The 20,933-nt window shown below is 73.7% G+C and carries 13 protein-coding genes and 1 pseudogene; 7 read left to right on the plus strand and 7 right to left on the minus strand.

The features are described 5' to 3' along the window. Positions 1-55 precede the first annotated feature (55 nt). The 3 genes and pseudogenes from D7M15_RS18635 to D7M15_RS18645 form a co-directional block, all read right to left on the minus strand. Positions 56-652 carry a DoxX family protein gene (locus D7M15_RS18635; protein WP_121518552.1) on the minus strand — a complete coding sequence of 199 codons (597 nt, stop codon included), beginning with the start codon at positions 650-652 and terminating at the stop codon, positions 56-58. Between the two features lie 160 nt (positions 653-812). After that, positions 813-1,603 (minus strand): annotated as a pseudogene (locus D7M15_RS18640) (class II aldolase/adducin family protein). 184 nt (positions 1,604-1,787) lie between these two features. Continuing rightward, a complete protein-coding gene (locus D7M15_RS18645; protein ID WP_121518554.1) occupies positions 1,788-2,930 on the minus strand; it encodes a C40 family peptidase in 1,143 nt (380 codons plus the stop codon). A gap of 357 nt (positions 2,931-3,287) precedes the next feature. Here D7M15_RS18645 and pcrA point away from each other — a divergent pair, with 357 nt between their 5' ends. Next, positions 3,288-5,846, plus strand: a complete 2,559-nt coding sequence (gene pcrA, locus D7M15_RS18650) for a DNA helicase PcrA (RefSeq protein WP_121518555.1) — start codon at positions 3,288-3,290, stop codon at positions 5,844-5,846. 121 nt (positions 5,847-5,967) lie between these two features. On the opposite strand, the gene D7M15_RS18655 is transcribed toward pcrA, so the two are convergent. Then, positions 5,968-7,881 carry a peptidoglycan DD-metalloendopeptidase family protein gene (locus D7M15_RS18655; protein WP_346428814.1) on the minus strand — a complete coding sequence of 638 codons (1,914 nt, stop codon included), beginning with the start codon at positions 7,879-7,881 and terminating at the stop codon, positions 5,968-5,970. 513 nt (positions 7,882-8,394) lie between these two features. Here D7M15_RS18655 and D7M15_RS18660 point away from each other — a divergent pair. Next, entirely contained in the window at positions 8,395-8,805 is a 411-nt protein-coding gene (locus tag D7M15_RS18660; protein ID WP_121518557.1) for a cobalamin B12-binding domain-containing protein, read from the plus strand. A gap of 201 nt (positions 8,806-9,006) precedes the next feature. Here the strand turns inward: D7M15_RS18660 and D7M15_RS18665 are convergent, their stop codons facing one another. Together D7M15_RS18665 and D7M15_RS18670 are read right to left on the minus strand one after the other, a co-directional pair. After that, positions 9,007-10,677, minus strand: coding sequence for a DUF5691 domain-containing protein (locus D7M15_RS18665; protein WP_165906288.1), 1,671 nt, complete (start codon positions 10,675-10,677; stop codon positions 9,007-9,009). A gap of 92 nt (positions 10,678-10,769) precedes the next feature. Beyond that, the gene (locus tag D7M15_RS18670; RefSeq protein ID WP_121518559.1) at positions 10,770-12,260 is read right to left on the minus strand and encodes an SWIM zinc finger family protein; all 1,491 of its coding nucleotides are present in this window, start codon (positions 12,258-12,260) and stop codon (positions 10,770-10,772) included. A gap of 196 nt (positions 12,261-12,456) precedes the next feature. Here D7M15_RS18670 and D7M15_RS18675 point away from each other — a divergent pair, with 196 nt between their 5' ends. From D7M15_RS18675 to sucD, 5 genes are all read left to right on the plus strand, one after another. Continuing rightward, positions 12,457-13,545 carry an AAA family ATPase gene (locus D7M15_RS18675; protein ID WP_121518560.1) on the plus strand — a complete coding sequence of 363 codons (1,089 nt, stop codon included), beginning with the start codon at positions 12,457-12,459 and terminating at the stop codon, positions 13,543-13,545. A gap of 14 nt (positions 13,546-13,559) precedes the next feature. Further along, complete coding sequence (locus tag D7M15_RS18680) at positions 13,560-16,016, plus strand: DUF5682 family protein (protein WP_121520998.1); 2,457 nt, start codon at positions 13,560-13,562, stop codon at positions 16,014-16,016. Next, complete coding sequence (locus D7M15_RS18685) at positions 16,013-17,191, plus strand: VWA domain-containing protein (RefSeq protein WP_121518561.1); 1,179 nt, start codon at positions 16,013-16,015, stop codon at positions 17,189-17,191. Before D7M15_RS18680 ends, D7M15_RS18685 begins: the two co-directional genes overlap by 4 nt. A gap of 404 nt (positions 17,192-17,595) precedes the next feature. After that, on the plus strand, positions 17,596-18,768 hold the full coding sequence (gene sucC / locus D7M15_RS18690; RefSeq protein ID WP_121518562.1) for an ADP-forming succinate--CoA ligase subunit beta: 1,173 nt from the start codon (positions 17,596-17,598) through the stop codon (positions 18,766-18,768). Between the two features lie 49 nt (positions 18,769-18,817). Further along, positions 18,818-19,702, plus strand: coding sequence for a succinate--CoA ligase subunit alpha (gene sucD, locus D7M15_RS18695; protein WP_121518563.1), 885 nt, complete (start codon positions 18,818-18,820; stop codon positions 19,700-19,702). A 115-nt stretch (positions 19,703-19,817) separates the two neighbouring features. On the opposite strand, the gene D7M15_RS18700 is transcribed toward sucD, so the two are convergent. Next, positions 19,818-20,918 carry a hypothetical protein gene (locus tag D7M15_RS18700; RefSeq protein ID WP_127201774.1) on the minus strand — a complete coding sequence of 367 codons (1,101 nt, stop codon included), beginning with the start codon at positions 20,916-20,918 and terminating at the stop codon, positions 19,818-19,820. Positions 20,919-20,933: the final 15 nt, after the last annotated feature.

The following is a 20,933-nucleotide window of genomic DNA, read 5'->3' on the forward strand; positions in this document are numbered from 1 at the left end:
GCACCGGACGTACACGCACCGGCGCCCGCCCCGCCCGCTCACCCGCCGCCCCGCGTCAGCCGTTCCCCGGCCAGTTCCCGTTCCGGTCCCCCGGCTCGTTCCCGTTCCCGCGCCGACGCCGCTCCGCGAGCACCGCGTCCAGCGACAGCAGCGGCGCGCCGGCGAGCAGCAGCGGGGTCCAGGCCATCAGGTACGGCAGGTCGTTGCCGTAGTAGTACGGGTCGGCCGACCAGCTCATCGTCAGCCAGAGGCTCAGCGAGATGAGCGCCCCGCCGAGCGCGGCCAGCCGCGTCCACAGCCCGGCCAGGGTGCCGAGGCCGACGGCCAGTTCACCGAGTGCGATGGCGTAGCCGAAGCCCTCCGGGTTCTTCAACGCCAGGTCGACCATCCACTCGGCGCCCGCGGTCTGGCGTACGGCGTTCAGCACCTCCGTGAGGGAACCGGGGCCGTCGCCGGTCAGGAACGCGGAGTCGGTGAGCTTGTCCAGCCCCGCGTAGACGAAGGTGACGCCGAGGAAGAGGCGCAGCGGCAGCAGCGCGTACAGCGACGCCCCCGCCGTGAGCGCGCCGGGCGGCGGTTTCCCGACCCGGCCCCCGCCGCCGCCCGCCCGTCCGTTTCCGTCGCCGCCGCCCGTACGATCCGCCAGTGCCATGCCCGTCCCGCCTTCCGGATGTGCGGCCGCGTGTGCGTCCGTCCGCGTCGGCGCCCGCGTACGTCCGGACGCCCTGCCCGCACATACGGGCGGCGCCGCCCCCGCGTTCAACGCCCCGGTGCTCGACGCGTACGAGGTGCCCCGGCGGAACGGTCCGGGCTCAGCTCAGCAGGTCGGGCTCGGCGCGTACGGCGGAGGTGTGCAGCGGCTGGTAGTTGATCCAGCCGACGAGGTCGCTGCCGATCTGCGTGCGCGTCGCGACCGCGTCGGCGTGCTCGATGACGATCGGCTTGCCCGCCGCCATCGCGGCGAGCTGGATCTGGCAGGCACGTTCCATCTGGAGGAACCACCAGGTCGCGGCGTCGACCGAGTCGCCGACGGTCAGCAGCCCGTGGTTGCGCAGGACGATCCCCTTGCGGGGGCCGAGCGCCGCCGCGATCCGCCTGCCCGCGGAGTCGTCCACGAACATGCCGGTGTACTCGTCGAACACCGCGTGGTCCTCGTAGAACGCGCACGCGTCCTGCGTGATCGGCTCCAGCCGGTGGCCGAGCGCCGACAGCGCGCGCCCGTACGTCGAGTGGGCGTGCGCCACCGCGACGACCCGCGGGCGGGCCCGGTGCACGTGGGCGTGGACGGCGAACGCCGCCTGGTTGACGTGGTGCCGCCCCTCCAGGACCTGCCCGTCCCCGTCGACGAGGACCAGTTCGCTGACGGTGACGTGGGCGAAGGCCATGCCGAACGGGTTGACCCAGTAGCAGTCGTCGAACTCCGGGTCCCGCACGGTGATGTGGCCGGAGACGCCCTCCTCGTGGCCGTACCTGCCGAACAGCCGCAGCGCCGCGGCCAGCCGCCCCTTCCGGTGCTGCCGCAGCTCGGCGGTGGAGAGGCCCTCGGGGGAAGGGCGAGACGGAGCCGGTCGACGGGTATCGGCATGGGCGTGGGCTGGGACATCACGCTTCCTTCGCTCCTCGCGGGGCTGCCCGGCGTGAACGCACGGTGTACCGCGCATTCAAGCACGGCGCGGGTGGCGGGTGGACCCCACAAATCCGGATATCCACCGCATCACCCGCGCCCGCCGCCCACCTGCCCGGACCGCCGCCCGCGTACGCCCGCCGCAGTACCGGCCCGTGCCCGCCTAGCCCGGCCGTACCGCGCTGTGGAAGGGCATGTAGTCCACCGACTCGTACTTCACGTCGTCCCCCGGCTTGGAGGCGTGGATCATCTGGCCGCCGCCGACGTAGATCCCGACGTGGCTGATGTCGTCGTAGAAGAACACCAGGTCGCCCGGCTGCATCGCGGACTTGGCGATCTTCGTGCCCGCGTTCACCTGGTCGTACGTGACGCGGGGCAGCGAGACCCCGGCGGCCTTCCAGGCGTCCTGGGTGAAGCCGGAGCAGTCGTACGAGTTCGGGCCGGTGGCGCCCCATACGTACGGCTTGCCCAACTGAGCCTTGGCGAAGGCCAGTACCTTGTCGACCCGGCCCGTGGACGGGGCGTCGGGGGAGGGGTCGCCGGTGCCGGGCGTGTCCGCGTCGTCCTCGCGCTGCCGTTCGCGCTCGGCCGCCTCCTCGCGCGCCTGCTCGGCCGCCTCGCGGGCCTTGCGCGCGGACTCGGCGCGCTTCTTGCGCTCGATCTCGGCGAGCCGCGCCTTCTCCTCCGCCGTCAGCTTCGACAGCAGTTGGCGGGCCTCGGACAGCTTGCCCTGGACGTCCTTCTTGCTCTGCTGGAGGGAGCGCTGCGCCGAACTCAGCGAGGTGAGCTGCCGAGTGGCCTCGGCGCGCTTCTCGCCCGCCTCCCGCTGCTTCTCCTCGAAGTCGGTCACGGCCTGCTTCTGGCGGCCGGTCATCCGGGACATGAGCTGCTTCTGGCTGAAGTACCCCTGCGGGTCCTCCGTGAGCAGCAGTGTCGCGGTGCCGGTCATGCCGCCGGTGCGGTACTGCTCGGCGGCGTACTGGCCGAGGGCGCGGCGCGCGTCATTCAGCTTCGCGGTGCGCTCCGCGACGTCGTCGAGGATGTCGTCGACCTTCTTCCGCTGGCTCTCGGTCTTCTCCTTCGCCGCGTTGTACTGCTGCGTCTTCGAACCGGCCTGCTGGTAGAGCTTGTCCACCTGCTTCCGTACCTCTTCGAGTGACGGCTTGTCCTTGTCGGCGGGTGCGGCGTGCGCGCTCTGGCTGAGCAGCGAGACGGACGCGAGAGCGGCGGTGGTGACGCCGACGGCGCTCCGGCGGGAGGCGGGGGACTGGAGAATCCGGGTACGCGGCTTGCGATGCGACGCCAAGGCCAGCGACTCCTTCCAAGGACCGCCTACCGGGATGTCCGCCCGCTGTGCGGCGGGTGGGACCCTGCCGGGTGGTGGCCTCGGAAAGCGGCCGTACGGAGCACGCGGGGAACGTGTTCCGCCTCACCCCTGTCGTACGCGTGGGTCCCCGGCTCCGACCACGGGGAGCGGCCGGACACGGCAGAGGCGGCCCGTGTCGACGCTGTCGTCGACTGGGGGCGCGAGCCACCTGGCAGGGCACGCTAGCGAAGATGTGGGGCTGGTGTGAAGGCTGTTGTGCGATACGTCCGATATCTTTCTGTGACCTCACCCGTCCCGGCGTGGGCTGTCAGTGCGGGCCCCTAGACTCGTACGACGATGAGCAGCCTCTTCGACGACAGCTTCCTGACGGACCTCGAACCCGAGCCATCCGAGGCCGAAGCGCCCCCGCCGCCGCCCGAGGGCGGCCCCGGCGGGCCGGGCTCCGAGCCGGTGCCGGACGACCTCTTCGAGGGCACGTTCGCGGGCGCGGGCGGGCGCGACGCGTACCACCGGGACGGTGCCCCGCGCACCGTGGTCGACCCGGAGGCGCTGCTGGAGGGGATGAACGAGCAGCAGCGCGCGGCCGTCACGCACACCGGTTCGCCGCTGCTGATCGTCGCGGGCGCCGGGTCGGGCAAGACGCGCGTCCTGACGCACCGCATCGCGTACCTGCTGGGCGCGCGCCGCGTGCACTCCGGATCGATCCTCGCGATCACCTTCACCAACAAGGCCGCGGGCGAGATGCGGGAGCGCGTCGAGGAGCTGGTGGGTCCGCGCGCGGCGACGATGTGGGTGTCGACGTTCCACAGCGCGTGCGTCCGCATCCTCCGCCGGGAGAGCAAGAAGCTGGGCTTCACGTCCAGCTTCTCCATCTACGACGCGGCGGACGCGAAGCGGCTGATGGCGCTCGTCTGCCGGGACCTCGACCTCGACCCGAAGAAGTTCCCGCCCAAGTCGTTCACGGCCAAGATCTCGAACCTGAAGAACGAGCTGGTCGACGAGGAGGACTTCGCGGCGCGGGCCGCCGGGGGCTTCGAGAAGACCCTCGCCGAGGCGTACACGCTCTACCAGTCGCGGCTGCGCGAGGCCAACGCGCTGGACTTCGACGACATCATCATGACGACGGTGCACCTGCTCCAGGCGTTCCCGGACGTGGCCGAGCACTACCGTCGGCGTTTCCGCCACGTCCTCGTCGACGAGTACCAGGACACCAACCACGCGCAGTACACCCTCGTACGGGAGCTGGTCGGCACCGGCGAGGCGCCCGCGGGCCCGGCGGCGGACGGGGCGGGAGACGAGGCCGCGGAAGGCGCGGGGCACGGGCCCGCCCTGGAGCGCGCGGAGTTGTGCGTCGTCGGTGACGCGGACCAGTCGATCTACGCCTTCCGCGGCGCGACCATCCGCAACATCCTCCAGTTCGAGGAGGACTACCCGGACGCCACGACGATCCTCCTGGAGCAGAACTACCGCTCCACGCAGACGATCCTCTCCGCGGCGAACGCGGTCATCGAGCGGAACGAGAACCGCCGCCCGAAGAACCTCTGGACACAGGCCGGGGACGGCGCGCGCATCTCGGGTTACGTGGCCGACACGGAGCACGACGAGGCGCAGTTCGTGGCCGAGGAGATAGACCGCCTCACGGACGCGGGCGAGACGAAGGCCGGCGACGTCGCCGTGTTCTACCGCACGAACGCGCAGTCCCGTGTGTTCGAGGAGGTGTTCATCCGCGTCGGCCTGCCGTACAAGGTGGTCGGCGGCGTCCGCTTCTACGAACGGCGGGAAGTGCGCGACGTGCTCGCGTATCTGCGGGTGCTCGCCAACCCGGAGGACGCCGTCCCGCTGCGCCGCATCCTCAACGTGCCGAAGCGCGGCATTGGGGAGCGCGCCGAGGCGATGATCGACGCGCTGGCGCTCCGGGAGAGGACGACGTTCCCGCGGGCACTGCTGCGGGTGGACGAGGCGTACGGCATGGCGGCCCGCTCGGCGAACGCGGTCAAGCGCTTCAACACCCTGATGGAGGAGCTGCGCACGATCGTGGAGTCCGGCGCGGGCCCGGCCACCGTGCTCGAAGCCGTGCTGGAACAGACCGGATATCTCGCGGAGTTGCAGACCTCCACCGACCCGCAGGACGAGACCCGCGTCGAGAACCTCCAGGAACTCGCCGCCGTAGCCCTGGAGTTCGAGCAGGACCGGGGCGAGGAGAATCCGGGGACGCTGGCCGAGTTCCTGGAGCAGGTCGCGCTCGTCGCGGACTCCGACCAGATCCCCGACGAGGACGACGGCGAGGAGAACACCGGCGTCATCACGCTGATGACGCTGCACACCGCGAAGGGGCTGGAGTTCCCCACGGTGTTCCTCACCGGGCTGGAGGACGGCGTCTTCCCGCACATGCGGGCGCTGGGCCAGACGAAGGAGCTGGAGGAGGAGCGGCGCCTCGCGTACGTCGGCATCACGCGCGCCCGTGAGCGGCTTTATCTCACGCGGTCGGTGATGCGGAGCGTATGGGGGCAGCCCTCGTACAATCCGCCGTCCCGGTTCCTGGAGGAGATCCCCGACAAGTACGTCGACTGGAAGCGGACGGGTGCGATGCCCGTCAGTACCCCCGGTGGTTCGGGCGGGCGCGGCGGGATGGCGGCGACGTCCGGTTCCGGCTCGCCGTTCGCGTCGTCGGGCGGCGCCCGTCGGGGCGCGGGCGGCTTCGCGACGCGACGTGGTGCCACCGAACGGCCGGTCGTGGCGCTGTCGGTGGGCGACCGGGTCACGCACGACAGCTTCGGGCTGGGCACGGTCGTGGGCGTCAAGGGCAGCGGGGACAACGCGGAGGCGACGGTCGACTTCGGTGAGGAGAAGCCGAAGCGGCTGCTGCTGCGGTACGCGCCGGTCGAGAAGCTCTGACGCGGAGATCGGCGACGCGGCGGTCCTCGAGACCCCCGTACGCGCGACGGCCCCGGCGGGACGGTGAGCGTCCGGCCGGGGCCGTTCGTTGCGCGACGTACGCCGCCGGGGGTGACCCGCGTCAGCCCGGCTCGATCCCGTGCGAACGGAACCACGGCAGCGGGTCGACGGCGGAACCGCCGCCGGGCCGTACCTCGAAGTGCAGGTGCGGCCCGGTGGAGTTGCCGGAGTTCCCGGAGTAGGCGATGACGTCACCGGCCTTGACCGAGCCGGAACGGATCTTGGTGCTGCTGAGATGGCAGTACCAGGTCTCCGTACCGTCCTCCGCCGTGACGATGGCCATGTTGCCGTAGGAGCCGCCCCACTGGGTGCTCACGGTGCCGTCCGTCGCGGCCTTCACGGCGGTGCCGTAGCTGGCGGGGAAGTCGATGCCGGAGTGCAGCGACATCCAGTTCACCCCGGCCTGCCCGTACTGCGCGCTGATGCCGGTGCCCTCGACCGGAGCGGCGAACTTCGGCCGTAGGGCCTCCTTGCGGGCGGCCTCCGCAGCCTTGCGTTCGCGCTCCTCCTCCTTGCGCTTCTTGAGGTCGATGCGCTCCTGAGTACGGCTGGCGCGGTCGGCGAAGTCGTCCGCGTCGGCGGAGAGTCCGGCGAGCTGCGTGTCGAGCTTGTTGTTCGCGGCCGACTGCTGGACCTCGAGGTCGGGCGACGCCTGCGTGGTCGTCTTCTCCCCGCCGTCACCGTCCCCGCTGTCGCCGGAGACGCCGGTCACGGAAGCGGCGGCGATGCCCGCCACGCCGAGGACGGCCACGGACGGCGCGGCGACGGTCAGCAGCGCGGAGCGGCGCGGCCGCGGTGAACGGCGGCGGCCACGGCCGACCGGGTGCCCGGTCGAGGGGCTCGCCACGGTGAGCACCGGCTCGGCGTCGGGGTGCGGGCGCGGGCCGTCGTCCGCGAGGTCGTCGGGACCGGCGGGCCGGTCGTCGTACTCGTCACCGGCGGCGGTCACGCCCTGCTCGCCGTACGCCGGTTCGCCGTGGACCTGGCCGTCGTACGGCTGCTCGCCGTGCGGCTGGTCCGCGAAGTGCTCCTGCTCGTACGGGTGCTGGCCGTAGGCGGCACCCGCGTACTCGGGCACGCCGTACGCGGCGGTCGCGTCCACGGCGGCGGTGTGCCAGGCGGAGGAGTCGTGACTGCCGGTGTCGTAGGCGGAGTTCGCGTAGGCGTCGGTCGGGTAACCGTCGGCGTCGTAGGCCGCGCCGTCGAACGCCCCGGTGTCGTACGCCCCGGTGTCGTACGTGCCCGTGTCGTACGCGCCCGCCTGGTCGAAGGACGGCTGCTCGAAGGAGGCGGCGTCGAGGGCCGAGGTGTCGAAGGCCGTCGTGTCGAACGTGCCAGTGCCGTACGCCTCGTACCCGCCCGACGTGTCCCACTGCGGCGCGGCGTACGCGCTCGCGTCCCAGTGGCCGGTGGCGTCGGCGGTGGCCGGGGCGCCGAAGTCGCCCTGCTCGGGCTGGTACTGCTGGGGGATCACCCCGGTGGCCTGGTCCCCGGTGTCCGACCACAGGGAGCTGTCGTAGCCGCCCATGTCGTAACCGCCGTTGTTCCAGCCGCCGTTGTCGTAACCGGATACGGGGTGGGCGCCGCTGTCGTAGGCACCGCCCGCGTAGGGACCGGTGGCGTAGGCGCCGGTCTCGTCGTACGCGCCGGGGGCGGAATAATCCGCGGCACCCGCGTTGTCGTACCCCTCGGAGGCGTACGCACCCGTCGGGTAGACGCCCGTGTCGTACGCACCGGCGCCCTGGGCGTCGGGGAAGGAACCGAAGAGGGGGGCGCCTTCGCCGTAGGCGACGGCGGCGAGGTCCTGGAACGCGCCCGTGGCGTAGCCGTCGTACCCGGGGGAGGGGTAGCCACCGGTCTCATAGGTCGTGCCGTACGGCGCCTGAGCGTAGGAACCGGTGTCGTAGGCCGAGTATGAGAGGTCGGCAGCGGGGTCGGCCGGGAGGTCTCCCGACGGGTGAGGGTCGTTCACCACCAACTTCACTTTCGCCTCGACGGCAGGGGCGGAGCAGCGAGGCGACTGTACCCGGCGGTATGCGACGGCGACAATCTTCCGCGAGGTTTCCGGGCTCCAAGAACCGGGCATTCAGCGGTCTTTCGGTGGACTACGGACTGCCGCTCGGCGCGGTGTTCTATTTCTTGTTCGATGAATTCGGGGGTTCGCGGCCACGATCGGAACGCTGTTCGGCCACCGGCGCCCGACCTCTCCTCGTGTCGCCGGAGCGTTTCGCGCCCTTTCTCCGCTTCCGGGTGGTGGCCGTTCGGCGGGCGAGGCGACCGGCGGCGGACCGCCGGATGATCGCTCGGCGTAGGCACGTGTGTCCGTCTGTGTGATTTCCCCCTCCCCGCCCACCCCGAACGGGGCGCGATGCGCGATGCTGGCGTGACAACGTTCGTTAACTTCGGCGGCCTCGACGCCTTCGCGCCGGGCCCGTCCGGGACGTTGCCGAGGATGTCGTCGAGGGTGCCGTCGCAGATGGAGGCAGTGATGGGTGTGTCGGGTCCGATCCGGGTGGTCGTCGCCAAGCCGGGTCTCGACGGCCACGACCGCGGGGCCAAGGTCATCGCGCGGGCGCTGCGCGACGCCGGTATGGAGGTCATCTACACCGGGCTGCACCAGACGCCCGAGCAGATCGTGGACACGGCGATCCAGGAGGACGCCGACGCCATCGGGCTCTCCATCCTCTCCGGCGCGCACAACACCCTGTTCGCGAAGGTGCTCGAACTCCTCCGTGAGCGCGAGGCCGAGGACATCAAGGTGTTCGGCGGCGGGATCATCCCGGAGGACGACATCGCGCCGCTGAAGGCCCAGGGCGTCGCGGAGATCTTCACCCCGGGGGCGCCGACGACCGAGGTCGTCGCCTGGGTCCGCAACCACGTACGGCCCGTGGCCGCCTGACGTCCGGCGCGCGGGCGGCGGAGTCCGCCGCCCGCGGCACCCCGCCGGTGGCCGGTTGCCGGTGGCTCGGCCGACCGGCCCGGCACGGCCCGGGGGCCGTGCCCCCGCCGACCCGCGCCGTACGCCGCCGGCCGCGCCCCGTCCCGTACGCGCGTCCCCCGTCCGCGCCCGTCCGCCGCCGGGCCCGTACGCAGCCCCGGGTCAGCCGCCGCTCGCCGGGACCTCCTCGCCGCGCAGCTCGGCCAGCATCTCCGCGCGCAGCCGCAGCGTCGACACCAGCCGCTGGAACGCCTCCGACCAGTAGCTCCCTGCGCCCGGCGCACCGTCCTCCGGCTCGTCCGGGACGGCCGCCAACGGCGCCAGCCGGTCCGCGTCGGCCGGGTCCAGGCAGCGCTCGGCCAGGCCCATCACCCCGCTGAAGCTCCACGGATAGCTGCCCGCGTCGCGGGCTATCTCCAGCGCGTCCACCACCGCGCGGCCCAGCGCCGCCGTCCACGGCAGCGCGCACACGCCCAGGATGCGGAACGCCTCCGACAGGCCGTGCGCCGCGATGAACCGGGCGGCCCAGTCGGCCCGTTCGGCCGAGGGCAGCACCGCCAGCAGCTTCGCCGGGTCCCCCGGACCGTCCGCCAGCGGTGCGCCCGGCGCCCCGACGAGGGCACGCGCCCACTCGGGGTCCCGCTGCCGCACGGCCGCCAGGCACCAGGCCGCGTGCAGGTCCTGCCGCCAGCCGTCCGCCACCGGCAGGGCCGTGATCTCCGCGGGCGTACGGTCGCCGAAGCGCTCCGGCCACGTCGACAGCGGTGTGGCCTCCACCAACTGCACGAGCCACCAGGCCCGTTCACCCCGCCCGGCGGGCGGCTTCGGGGTCACGCCGTCGCGCTGCATCGCCGCGTCGCACTCGTGCGGCGCCTCCACGACGACCCGCGCCGCGCCGCTCCGCGCCGCGCCCCCACCGGTGGGGTCCACGCCGACGCACGACCGCGCCCGCTCCGCCATACGGGCCGCGAGCGCCGAACCGGGGAGCGAGGACAGCAGCTCGGCGGCGGTCGCCCGGACCGTACGGCTGCGGTCCCCGAGCGCGCTCTCCAGGAACGGCTCGTCCTCGGGGGACAGGCCGCCGCGCAGCGAGTCGAGGAACATCAGCCGGTCCTCGGCCCGCTCCTTGGACCACGAGCGCGCCAGCAGCGTCAGCCCGGCGGCGGGGTCGCGCTGCCGTACGGCGGTGAGCAGCGCGACCCGTTCCGAGAAGAGGCCCTCGTCCCACAGCCGGTGCACGGCCTCGTCGTCCGGACCCGCGCCCGGAGGTATCCCCGCCGGGCCCACCGCGCCGTCCGGAACGGCGTCGGCCCCCGCTTCCGCACCCGTACCCGCGTCCGAGCCGGGGGTGCCGCGGAGCACGAACTTCCACTCCGGGTTCTGCCGGGCCAGCCACAGGCCACGGGGTCCCGCGAACGTACGCGCCTGCGGGCGCAGATCCGTACGGGCACGGGCCGCGTCGAGGAGGTCGGGGAGCTGCGCGTCGGGTACGCGGTAACCGCGTTCGTTGGCCGCCGCCAGCCACTGCGGGAGCAGTTCGGCGAGGTCGGGCGTGGCGCCCCGGCGTCCGCCGGAGCCGCCGGTGCCCCAGCGGTTGGCGAGCAGCAGCGTGAGCCGGTGCGCGGCCGCCCTCGGCAGCGGCGCGCGGTGGTCCTCCGGCGCCGGGTCCGGGCGCGGCCCGGCGGTCGTGGGCAGCATGCCCGCCCGACGTCGTACGGTCTCCACCGCCGCCGCGTCGAGCAGCGCCGTCACACTGCCGCCGGGCGGTGTCCGCCGCTCGGCGCCCAGCAGGGCCGCGGTCACCAACTCGCTCCACGGCACCGTCGTTTCCACCGCGCTCCCCCTCGTTTCCCCTCGGTCGGTCCCTCTCGCGTCCGTCGCTGCGCCCGTCACTCCCGCCGTTCCCGTCACCTCCGCCGTGCCCGTCACAGGAGCACCGCCTCGGGTGCGGCCGTGCCGTCCGCGGCGGTCGGCGCCCACGCGGTGTGCGGGACGAAGCCCTGGTGGCCGCACTCCCCGAAGACCGTCAGCGGCGCGCCCCCGGACAGCGACAGCAGCCGCCACAGCGCGGACTGGCCGCAGTCGGGCGCGACAGGCAGCGCCGCGTCGCCGTCCGCGTCGGCCAACTGCCAGGACGGGCCCGGCTGGACGGGCACCGGCACCACGTTCGTCAGCACCACCGGCCAGCTGTCCAGCCACGGGTCGTCGCACAGCGCCGCGCCGTACGCGGCGAGCGCGTCCGTCACCGTCCCCCCGGCGTCCACCGGCTCGTGGCCGGGCACCGGCGGCGTGTGCTGCTCACCGAGCGCCGCGCGCAGCCGACCCGACCCCGGGTAGAACGCGAGGTCCGCGTCGAGCGACGCGCCCACCGGCAGCCACTGCTGCGGCGTACGGCCCGCGGCGCCGAACGACAGCAGCAGCGCGGGCTGCCGCGTCCTCCGCCCGTACAGCCATATCCGGCGCGTCGTCAGCTTCCCCTCGTCCGTGTCGCGCTGGGCCAGCACCAGCCACTCGTCGCGCTGCCGCGCCTCCGGGTCGGCCAGGAGCTTCGCGGTGTCGACGGTGAGCCCGATCCGCGTGCGTACGGTCGTCGCCAGCGGTTCGGGCAGCGGCGGCCGCACCCCACCGGCGGGCTCCGACGCGGCCCCGTCCCGTACGGCGCTCCCCTCCCGTACGGCGTCCTCCTCCGGCGGGCCGTCCAGCGCGAGGTAGCCCTGCGCGAGCAGGTGCAGCAGCGCGCACTCCGCGAGCAGCCGCTCCGGCCAGCCGGGTCCGGAAGCCGGTATCGCGCCCAACTCCCGTATCCGGTCGGCGAGTCCACGTGCCTGGGCGTCGACCATGCGGGCCGCCGTCTCGTCCCACGCCGCGTATCCCCGCTGGTCGGCGCCCGCGAGACCACCCCGCAACAGGTCGGTGAGACGCTGCTCCAACTCCCCGGCGCCCGCCGTGATCGAACGGTGCCGCTTCTCCGCCCGCCGCCGCGCCGCCTCCGGGTCCGCGGGCTCCTTGCCGCCGCCCCCCGTGGCGCCGTCCGCGCCCGCCGCCGCGCGCTTCTCCGCGCGCTGCCGTCGACCGCTCAGCCACTCCTCGGCCCAGTCCGGCACGGCCGGGGCCGCGCCCACGACCTCGGCCCCGCCCGACCACAGCAGGAGCAGCCCCAGCGCGTGCTTGCACGGGAACTTCCGGCTGGGGCAACTGCACTTGTACCCCGGCCCCTCCTCGCCCTCGATGTCCACCACGGTGCGGTACGCCGTCTTGCCGCTGCCCTTGCAGAGGCCCCACACCGCGCCCGCTCCCGCCCCGGCGCCGGACCACGGCCCGGGAGCGGCGAGTTTGCTTCCGCTCTTACGTGACGCGGCGTCGGGCGCCAACGCCATTACCTGGTCCGCCGTCCAGCGGGCCCCCTGTCCAGTCATGTCTCCGACCGTAGATCCCGGCACTGACAACGGACCCCGCCGCGCTCGCGGACCGGCCCCCGCGCCCGCCCTCCGCGGAACCGTCCCGACCCCCGGCACCCCCTCCGAGCAGGTACGGGACCCGCGGCGAGGCCGATTGTCAGTGCCGGGGTGCAAGGTGGTGCGCAGCACATTCACCGTATGCCGAGGGGGAGTTGTGACCGAGACGAATGCCCTGCGTCCGCACGCCGAGGACGCTTTCGCGGAGGAGCTGAAGGCGCTGGCCGCGGCCGACGACAGGCCGCGCCCCGAGCGCTGGAAGCTGTCGCCGTGGGCCGTCGCCACGTACCTCCTGGGGGGCACGCTGCCCGACGGCACGGTCGTCACACCCAAGTACGTGGGGCCGCGCCGGATCGTCGAGGTGGCCGTGAGCACCCTCGCCACCGACCGGGCGCTGCTGCTGCTCGGCGTGCCGGGCACGGCGAAGACGTGGGTCTCCGAGCACCTGGCCGCCGCGGTCAGCGGTGACTCGACGCTGCTGGTGCAGGGCACGGCGGGCACCTCCGAGGAGGCCATCCGGTACGGCTGGAACTACGCGCAGCTGCTCGCGCACGGCCCCAGCCGGGACGCCCTGGTGCCCAGCCCCGTGATGCGGGCCATGTCCGAGGGGATGACGGCGCGGGTCGAGGAGTTGACCCGTATCCCCGCCGACGTGCAGGACACGCTGATCACGGTGCTGTCCGAGAAGACGCTGCCGATACCCGAGCTGGGCCAGGAGACGCAGGCGGTGCGCGGCTTCAACCTGATCGCGACGGCCAACGACCGGGACCGCGGTGTCAACGAGCTGTCGAGCGCCCTGCGCCGCCGGTTCAACACCGTCGTCCTGCCGCTGCCCGCCACGGCGGACGAGGAGGTCGACATCGTGTCCCGCCGCGTCGACCAGATCGGCCGTTCCCTCGACCTGCCGGACGCGCCCGAGGGGCTGGAGGAGATCCGGCGCGTCGTCACCGTCTTCCGCGAGCTGCGCGACGGCGTCACGGGCGACGGGCGTACGAAGGTCAAGTCGCCCTCGGGCACGCTCTCCACGGCCGAGGCGATCTCCGTCGTCACCGGCGGCCTGGCCCTCGCGGCGCACTTCGGGGACGGGGTGCTGCGCTCGTCGGACGTGGCCGCGGGCATCCTCGGCGCCGTCGTACGGGACCCGGCGGCGGACCGCGTGGTGTGGCAGGAGTACCTGGAGGCGGTCGTCCGCGAGCGCGACGGCTGGAAGGACTTCTACCGCGCGTGCCGGGAGGTCTCCGCGTGAACGGGCCGCTGCTGATGGGCGTCCGGCACCACGGGCCGGGTTCGGCCCGGGCGGTGCGGGACGCGCTGGCCGCGTACGAGCCGAAGGTCCTGCTGGTCGAGGGGCCCCCGGAGGCGGACGCGGTGGTCGCGCTGGCGGCGGAGAAGGACATGCGCCCGCCGGTCGCGCTGCTGGCGCACGCCGTGGACGAGCCCGGCCGGGCGGCGTTCTGGCCGCTGGCGGACTTCTCGCCGGAGTGGGTGGCGATCAGCTGGGCGCTCGAACGGGCCGTTCCGGTGCGGTTCTTCGACCTGCCCGCCGCGCACTCGCTCGCCGCGGCGGGGGAGGACGGCGGGCTCGACCCGGACGCCGGGCGCCGCCCGTTGCCGGAGGACGGGCCCGCGCCGGACGGAGAGTCCGCGCCGGAGGGCGCGGCGCCGTCCGAGGGCGAGCGGGGCCGGGCCGAGGCCCTGCGTCTCGACCCGCTCGCGGTGCTGGCCGAGACGGCGGGGTACGACGACCCGGAACGCTGGTGGGAGGACGTGGTCGAGCACCGCGGCGCCGACGCGGCGGCCGACCGCGACCCGTACGCGCCGTTCGACGCGCTCCGCGAGGCGATGGGCGCGCTCCGCGAGGTCCACGGGGACGGCGGCCACCCCCGCGACGCCGCCCGCGAGGCCCACATGCGGCTGCGCCTGCGCGAGGCCCGCCGCGAGCACGGCGACGACGGCGTGGCCGTCGTCTGCGGCGCCTGGCACGTCCCGGCGCTGGCCGCCACCGTGCCCGTCACCGCCGACCGGCAGCTGCTCAAGGGCCTGCCGAAGGTGAAGGTCGAGGTCACGTGGGTGCCGTGGACGCACCGCAGACTCGGCAGGCACAGCGGGTACGGCGCGGGGATCGCCTCCCCCGGCTGGTACGGGCACCTGTTCGCCGCCCCCGACCGCCCGGTCGAGCGCTGGATGACCAGGGTCGCCGGGCTGCTGCGCGCCGAGGACCACGGCGTGTCACCGTCGCACGTGATCGAGGCGGTGCGGATGGCGGAGACCCTCGCCACCGTGCGCGGACGGCCGTTGGCGGGGCTCGCGGAGACGGTCGACGCCGTACGGTCCGTGATGTGCGAGGGCTCGGACGTGCCGCTCGCCCTCATCCACGACCGGCTGATCGTCGGTGACGACCTGGGCGAGGTCCCCGACGGCGCCCCGGCCGTCCCCTTGCAACGAGACCTGACCCGCCTCCAGCGCTCCCTCCGGCTCAAACCGGAGGGCGGCGACCGCGAGTTGGAGCTGGACCTGCGCAAGGACACGGACGCCGCCCGCAGCCGCCTGCTGCACCGGCTCCGGCTGCTGGGCGTCCACTGGGGCACCCCGGCGCGGTCCCGTACGGGCAGCACCGGCACGTTCCGGGAGACGTGGGAGCTGCGCTGGGAGCCGGAGCTGTCGGTGCGGCTGGCCGAGGCGGGCATGTGGGGCACCACCGTGCTCGGCGCCGCCACGGCGAAGGCGCGGACCGACGCGGTGGGCACGACGGTGCTGGCGGAGGTCACCGACCTCGCGGAGCGCTGCCTGCTGGCGGACCTGCCGGACGCGCTGCCCGTGGTCATGCGGGCGCTCACCGACCGGGCGGCGCTCGACTCCGACGTGGGCCATCTCGCGCAGGCGCTGCCGCCGTTGGTGCGTTCGGTGCGGTACGGCGACGTGCGCGGCACCGACGCGGAGGCGCTGGCGGAGGTGGCGGCGGGCCTGGCGGAGCGCGTCCGGGTCGGCCTGCCGCCCGCCTGCGCCGGGCTCGACGCGGACGGCGCGGCGGAGATGCGCGGCCACCTCGACACGGCGCACCAGGCGATCGCGCTGCTGGCGCAGAGCCGCGGGGAGGCCGACGACGGGCTCCTCGACCGCTGGCAGGGCGTGCTGCGGAAGCTGGCGTCCCGCGACCGTACGCCCGGCCTGGTGCGCGGCCGCTGCGCCCGACTCCTGCTGGACGACGGGCGGTTGGCGGACGGCGAGGCGGCCCGGCTGATGGGCCTGGCGCTCTCGCCCGGCACGGCGCCCGACGAGGCGGCGGCGTGGATCGAGGGCTTCCTCGCGGGCGGCGGCATGCTGCTGGTGCACGACCGGCGGCTGCTCGACCTGGTCGACGGCTGGCTGGCCGGCGTCCCCGCGGAGGCGTTCACGGACGTACTGCCGCTGCTGCGGCGGACGTTCGCGGCGTACGAGTCGGGGGTGCGGCGCACCGTCGGCGAGCTGGTGCGGCGGGGCCCCGCAGGGGAGGGCCCCGCAGGCGCCGCGCCGCCCGGGGGCGCGGCGGACGGTCCGGGCGTCGGGATGCCGGGCTTCGGGCCCGACCTGGACCCGGCGCGCGCGGACGCGGTGCTGCCGACGTTGCGGCTGCTGCTGGGCCGGGCGGGGCCGGGGGAGACGGCGGCAGGACCGGGCGGGACGGAAGACGCGGGAGCGGGGCCGGGCACGGACCCCGAGCTGGGGAGGGTGAGTTGAGTCAGATCCACGCGGAGTCCGCGACCACGCGGCCCGACGACGAGCGGCTGCGCCGCTGGCGCCTGGTGCTCGGCGGTGGCCAGGGCGCCGACGGCACCGGTTGTGAACTGAGCGGCACGGACGCCGCGATGGACCGTACGCTCGCCGCGCTCTACGGCGGGGACGGCGGCGGCTCCCGCGGCGGCGACCGTTCGGCGGGGCTGGGGGGTTCGGCGCCGCAGGTGGCGCGCTGGCTGGGGGACATCCGTACGTACTTCCCGAGTTCGGTAGTGCAGGTCATGCAGCGCGACGCGATCGAGCGGCTCGGCCTGTCGACGCTCCTGCTGGAGCCGGAGATGCTGGAGGCCGTCGAGCCGGACGTGCATCTCGTGGGCACGCTCCTGTCGTTGAACAAGGCCATGCCCGAGACGAGCCGGGAGACCGCCCGCCTGGTGGTGGGCAAGGTGGTCCAGCAGCTGGAGCGGCGCCTCGCGTCGCGTACGCGGGCCACGTTGAACGGCGCGCTCGACCGTTCCGCGCGCGTCAACAGGCCCCGGCACCGGGACATCGACTGGGACCGCACGATCCGCGCGAACCTGAAGAACTACCTCCCGGAGTACCGCACGGTCGTGCCCGAGCGGCTGATCGGCTACGGCCGAGCGGCGCAGGCCGTGAAGAAGGACGTGGTGCTCTGCATCGACCAGTCGGGCTCGATGGCGGCCTCGGTGGTGTACGCGTCGGTGTTCGGCGCGGTCCTCGCCTCGATGCGTTCCATCAGCACCCGGCTCGTCGTCTTCGACACGAACGTGGTCGACCTGACCGACGACCTCGACGACCCGGTCGACGTGCTGTTCGGCACCCAACTCGGCGGCGGCACCGACATCAACCGCGCCCTGGCGTACTGCCAGTCGCAGATCACCCGCCCCGCCGAGACCGTCGTCGTCCTCATCAGCGACCTCTACGAGGGCGGCATCCGCGACGAGATGCTGAAGCGCGTCGCGGCGATGAAGGGCGCGGGCGTGCAGTTCGTCACCCTGCTCGCGTTGTCCGACGAGGGCGCACCGGCGTACGACAGGGAGCACGCGGCGGCGCTCGCGGCCCTGGGCGCGCCCGCGTTCGCGTGCACGCCCGACCTGTTCCCGGAGATCATGGCCGCCGCCATCGAGAAGCGCCCGCTGCCGATACCGGAGGACTGACCCGCCGCGCGTCGACGGGCCCGGCACCCGCCCCCGCCGGGCCCGGACGGCCGCGCACGGGCGGGTCCCGGGCCGGTCCCCGGCGGGAAGTGGGCGCCGTGCCACGGGAAATGGGCGCAGTGGGACGCCGGTCGGTCACGCCGTACGGGACCGGCGCCCCGCCGCCCGCGTCACCCGGACCGGGCCCGGTGGACACAGCGGACAAGCCACCGCACGCCCGAAGGACACGGGCAGCGTTTGTGAGACGTCTCACCGCGCCGTTGTGAGCTGGAATTCATGAAGCGCTCACGGGCAGGGCTAACCTGCAAGGCGGACATGCCGCGTGCCCTCTGGCCAAGCCGCGGCCTCGCGGCACGCCCACGCTGACAACGAACCGCGAACCACAACTAAGGGGACGTACGCGCGTGGACCTGTTCGAGTACCAGGCGAGGGACATCTTCGCCAAGCATGACGTACCGGTGCTGGCCGGTGAAGTCATCGACACGCCCGAGGCGGCGCGCGCGGTGACCGAGCGGCTCGGCGGCCGAGCGGTCGTCAAGGCGCAGGTCAAGACCGGCGGTCGGGGCAAGGCGGGGGGCGTGAAGCTGGCTTCTGACCCGGCGGACGCCGTCGACAAGGCCAGCCAGATCCTGGGCATGGACATCAAGGGCCACACGGTCCACCGGGTGATGCTGGCGCAGACCGCCGACATCGCCGAGGAGTACTACGTCTCCTTCCTGCTCGACCGCACCAACCGCACCTTCCTGGCCATGGCCTCGGTCGAGGGTGGCGTCGAGATCGAGGAGGTCGCGGCCACCAAGCCGGAGGCCCTCGCGAAGATCCCGGTCGACGCCATCGAGGGCGTGACGGAGGAGAAGGCGCGCGAGATCGTCGCCGCCGCGAAGTTCCCGGCCGAGCTGACCGACCAGGTGGTGAACGTCCTCCAGAAGCTGTGGGACGTCTTCATCAAGGAGGACGCCCTCCTCGTCGAGGTCAACCCGCTGGTCAAGACCGGCGACGGCAAGGTCATCGCGCTGGACGGCAAGGTGTCCCTGGACGAGAACGCCGAGTTCCGCCAGCCGGACCACGCCGAGCTGGAGGACAAGGCCGCGGCCAACCCGCTGGAGGCGGCGGCCAAGGCCAAGGGCCTCAACTACGTGAAGCTCGACGGCCAGGTCGGCATCATCGGCAACGGCGCGGGCCTCGTCATGTCCACCCTCGACGTGGTGGCGTACGCGGGCGAGAAGCACAACAACGTCAAGCCCGCCAACTTCCTCGACATCGGCGGCGGCGCGTCCGCCGAGGTGATGGCCAACGGCCTGGAGATCATCCTCGGGGACCCGGACGTCACGTCCGTCTTCGTCAACGTCTTCGGCGGCATCACCGCGTGCGACGCCGTCGCCAACGGCATCGTCCAGGCCCTGGAACTGCTCAAGTCCCGGGGCGAGGACGTCAGCAAGCCGCTGGTCGTCCGCCTCGACGGCAACAACTCGGAGCTGGGCCGCAAGATCCTCACCGACGCCGACCACCCGCTCGTACAGCAGGTGGACACCATGGACGGCGCGGCCGACCGCGCCGCCGAGCTGGCCGCGCAGTAGTTTCCGGCGCATCTCCGACACCACAAGAGGGACCAGGACACCAACACCCATGGCTATCTTCCTCACCAAGGAAAGCAAGGTCATCGTCCAGGGGATGACCGGCTCCGAGGGCCAGAAGCACACCAAGCGCATGCTGGCCTCGGGCGCGAACATCGTCGGCGGCGTGAACCCCCGCAAGGCGGGCACGACGGTCGACTTCGACGGGACGGACGTGCCGGTCTTCGGCGGCGTCGCGGAGGCCATGGAGGCCACCGGCGCGGACGTGACCGTCATCTTCGTACCGGAGAAGTTCACCAAGAGCGCGGTCGTCGAGGCGATCGACGCCGAGATCCCGCTGTGCGTCGTGATCACCGAGGGCATCGCGGTGCACGACTCCGCGGCGTTCTGGGCGTACGCGGGCCAGAAGGGCAACAAGACCCGCATCATCGGCCCCAACTGCCCCGGCCTCATCACGCCCGGCCAGTCCAACGCGGGCATCATCCCGGCGGACATCACCAAGCCCGGCCGCATCGGCCTGGTCTCGAAGTCCGGCACGCTGACATACCAGATGATGTACGAGCTGCGTGACATCGGCTTCTCGACCTGCGTCGGCATCGGCGGTGACCCGGTGATCGGCACCACCCACATCGACGCGCTGCGTGCCTTCGAGGCCGACCCCGAGACCGACCTGATCGTGATGATCGGTGAGATCGGCGGCGACGCGGAGGAGCGCGCGGCCGACTTCATCAAGGAGAACGTGTCGAAGCCGGTCGTCGGCTACGTCGCGGGCTTCACCGCCCCCGAGGGCAAGACGATGGGCCACGCGGGCGCCATCGTCTCCGGTTCGTCGGGCACCGCCCAGGCGAAGAAGGAGGCCCTGGAGGCCGCGGGCGTGAAGGTCGGCAAGACCCCGTCCGAGACCGCACGTCTCGCGCGCGAGCTGCTGGTCGGCTGACGCCGCACCACGGGTGTACGGGCCCGCGCCCCCGCGAAGGGTGCGGGCCCGTCAGCTTGCGCGGCGTCGGCGGCCGGGCCCGCACGTGACCGCCCGACCACCCCGCCCCGCCCGCCTACTCGCCCTCCTCCTGCGCGCCTTCGTCCTGCGCGCCTTCGTCCTCAGCGCCGTCGTCCGCCGCCGGGTCCTCGGTCGCGCGCTCCGGGCCGTGCTCACCGAGGCGCATGCGGTGGTTCCGCGACCGCAGTTCCGGCACGTACGCCTCCGTCGCCGTCCGCTCCGTCCCCGGCAGGCCCGGTGTCGCGGGCGCGTGCCGTGCCGGGGACGCGTCGACGCGCCCCTCGGAGACCACCCAGGACACGGCGGTGGCCGCCGTGACCAGCAGGGTCAGCCCGACGGCGGCCCGCGTACGCCGCCGCGTCGTCCGTTCGCTGCACCGCCGTACGACGGCGGGCGGCGGCGTCCGTACGGGCTGTGCGGCGGCCAGCAGCCGCAGCCGTTCCCGTACGAGTGACGGTCGCCGGTCCTCGTCGGCCTCCCGCAGCTCCGGCACCGACGCACCGAGCGCCTCGCGCGCGTGCCCGACGCGGCGCGACGTGGCGGCGGCGCCCGCCTCCGTCTCTGCGGCCGTCGCCTCGACGTCCAGCCCCAGCCCGTCGTGGAGCAGCAGCGCGCGCCGGTACGTACGCGGGAGCCGCAGCAGCCCGTCCAGCATCGCGCGGTCGGCGGGCGGACCGGGGTGCGCGGGGGTCGCGCGGCAGCCGGGGTGCAACTGGTGCCAGGGTGACAGCGCGTACTCGTACACCGCGGCGCGTACCCAGCCCGCCGGGTCCCGGTCGGCGGCGACCTCGGGCCAGCGCTCCCAGGCGAGATGGAACGCGTGGGCCACGGCGTGCTCGGCGATACGGCGGTGGGCGCAGAGCAGGTACGCCTGCCGGGTCAGGGCGCGGGCGTTCCGCGTGTAGAGGGCGTCGAAGGCGAGCACGGCGGAACCGACCTGCTCAACGGGTCGCCCGGCGGGGGCGGGCCGCTTCCCGTCCGCCTCCGTCTCCGTCCCCGCCTCCGCTGTCGGGTGCTCCCCGGTGGCGGGTTCCGGCGCGACCGCCGCCACCGTCCCCGGCTCGTCCGCGTGGGCGGGTCCCGTCTCGGCGGTCGCCCTCCGCCGGGCCCGCCACCTCTTCCTCGTCGCCGTCCCCGTCTTCGACCTGGCCGTCATGCTCGCTCTCCGTAC

Origin of the sequence: Streptomyces sp. Z26, assembly GCF_003665095.1 — a bacterium.
Lineage (GTDB): Bacteria > Actinomycetota > Actinomycetes > Streptomycetales > Streptomycetaceae > Streptomyces > Streptomyces phytohabitans.

Bases quoted from the DNA above. Each gene is read 5' to 3' on its own strand.
- D7M15_RS18670 (WP_121518559.1), bottom strand. From the start codon at position 12,260: ATGACTGGACAGGGGGCCCGCTGGACGGCGGACCAGGTAATGGCGTTG.
- sucD (WP_121518563.1), top strand. From the start codon at position 18,818: ATGGCTATCTTCCTCACCAAGGAAAGCAAGGTCATCGTCCAGGGGATG.
- pcrA (WP_121518555.1), top strand. From the start codon at position 3,288: ATGAGCAGCCTCTTCGACGACAGCTTCCTGACGGACCTCGAACCCGAG.
- D7M15_RS18680 (WP_121520998.1), top strand. From the start codon at position 13,560: ATGGGCGTCCGGCACCACGGGCCGGGTTCGGCCCGGGCGGTGCGGGAC.
- D7M15_RS18660 (WP_121518557.1), top strand. From the start codon at position 8,395: ATGGGTGTGTCGGGTCCGATCCGGGTGGTCGTCGCCAAGCCGGGTCTC.
- D7M15_RS18700 (WP_127201774.1), bottom strand. From the start codon at position 20,918: ATGACGGCCAGGTCGAAGACGGGGACGGCGACGAGGAAGAGGTGGCGG.
- D7M15_RS18635 (WP_121518552.1), bottom strand. From the start codon at position 652: ATGGCACTGGCGGATCGTACGGGCGGCGGCGACGGAAACGGACGGGCG.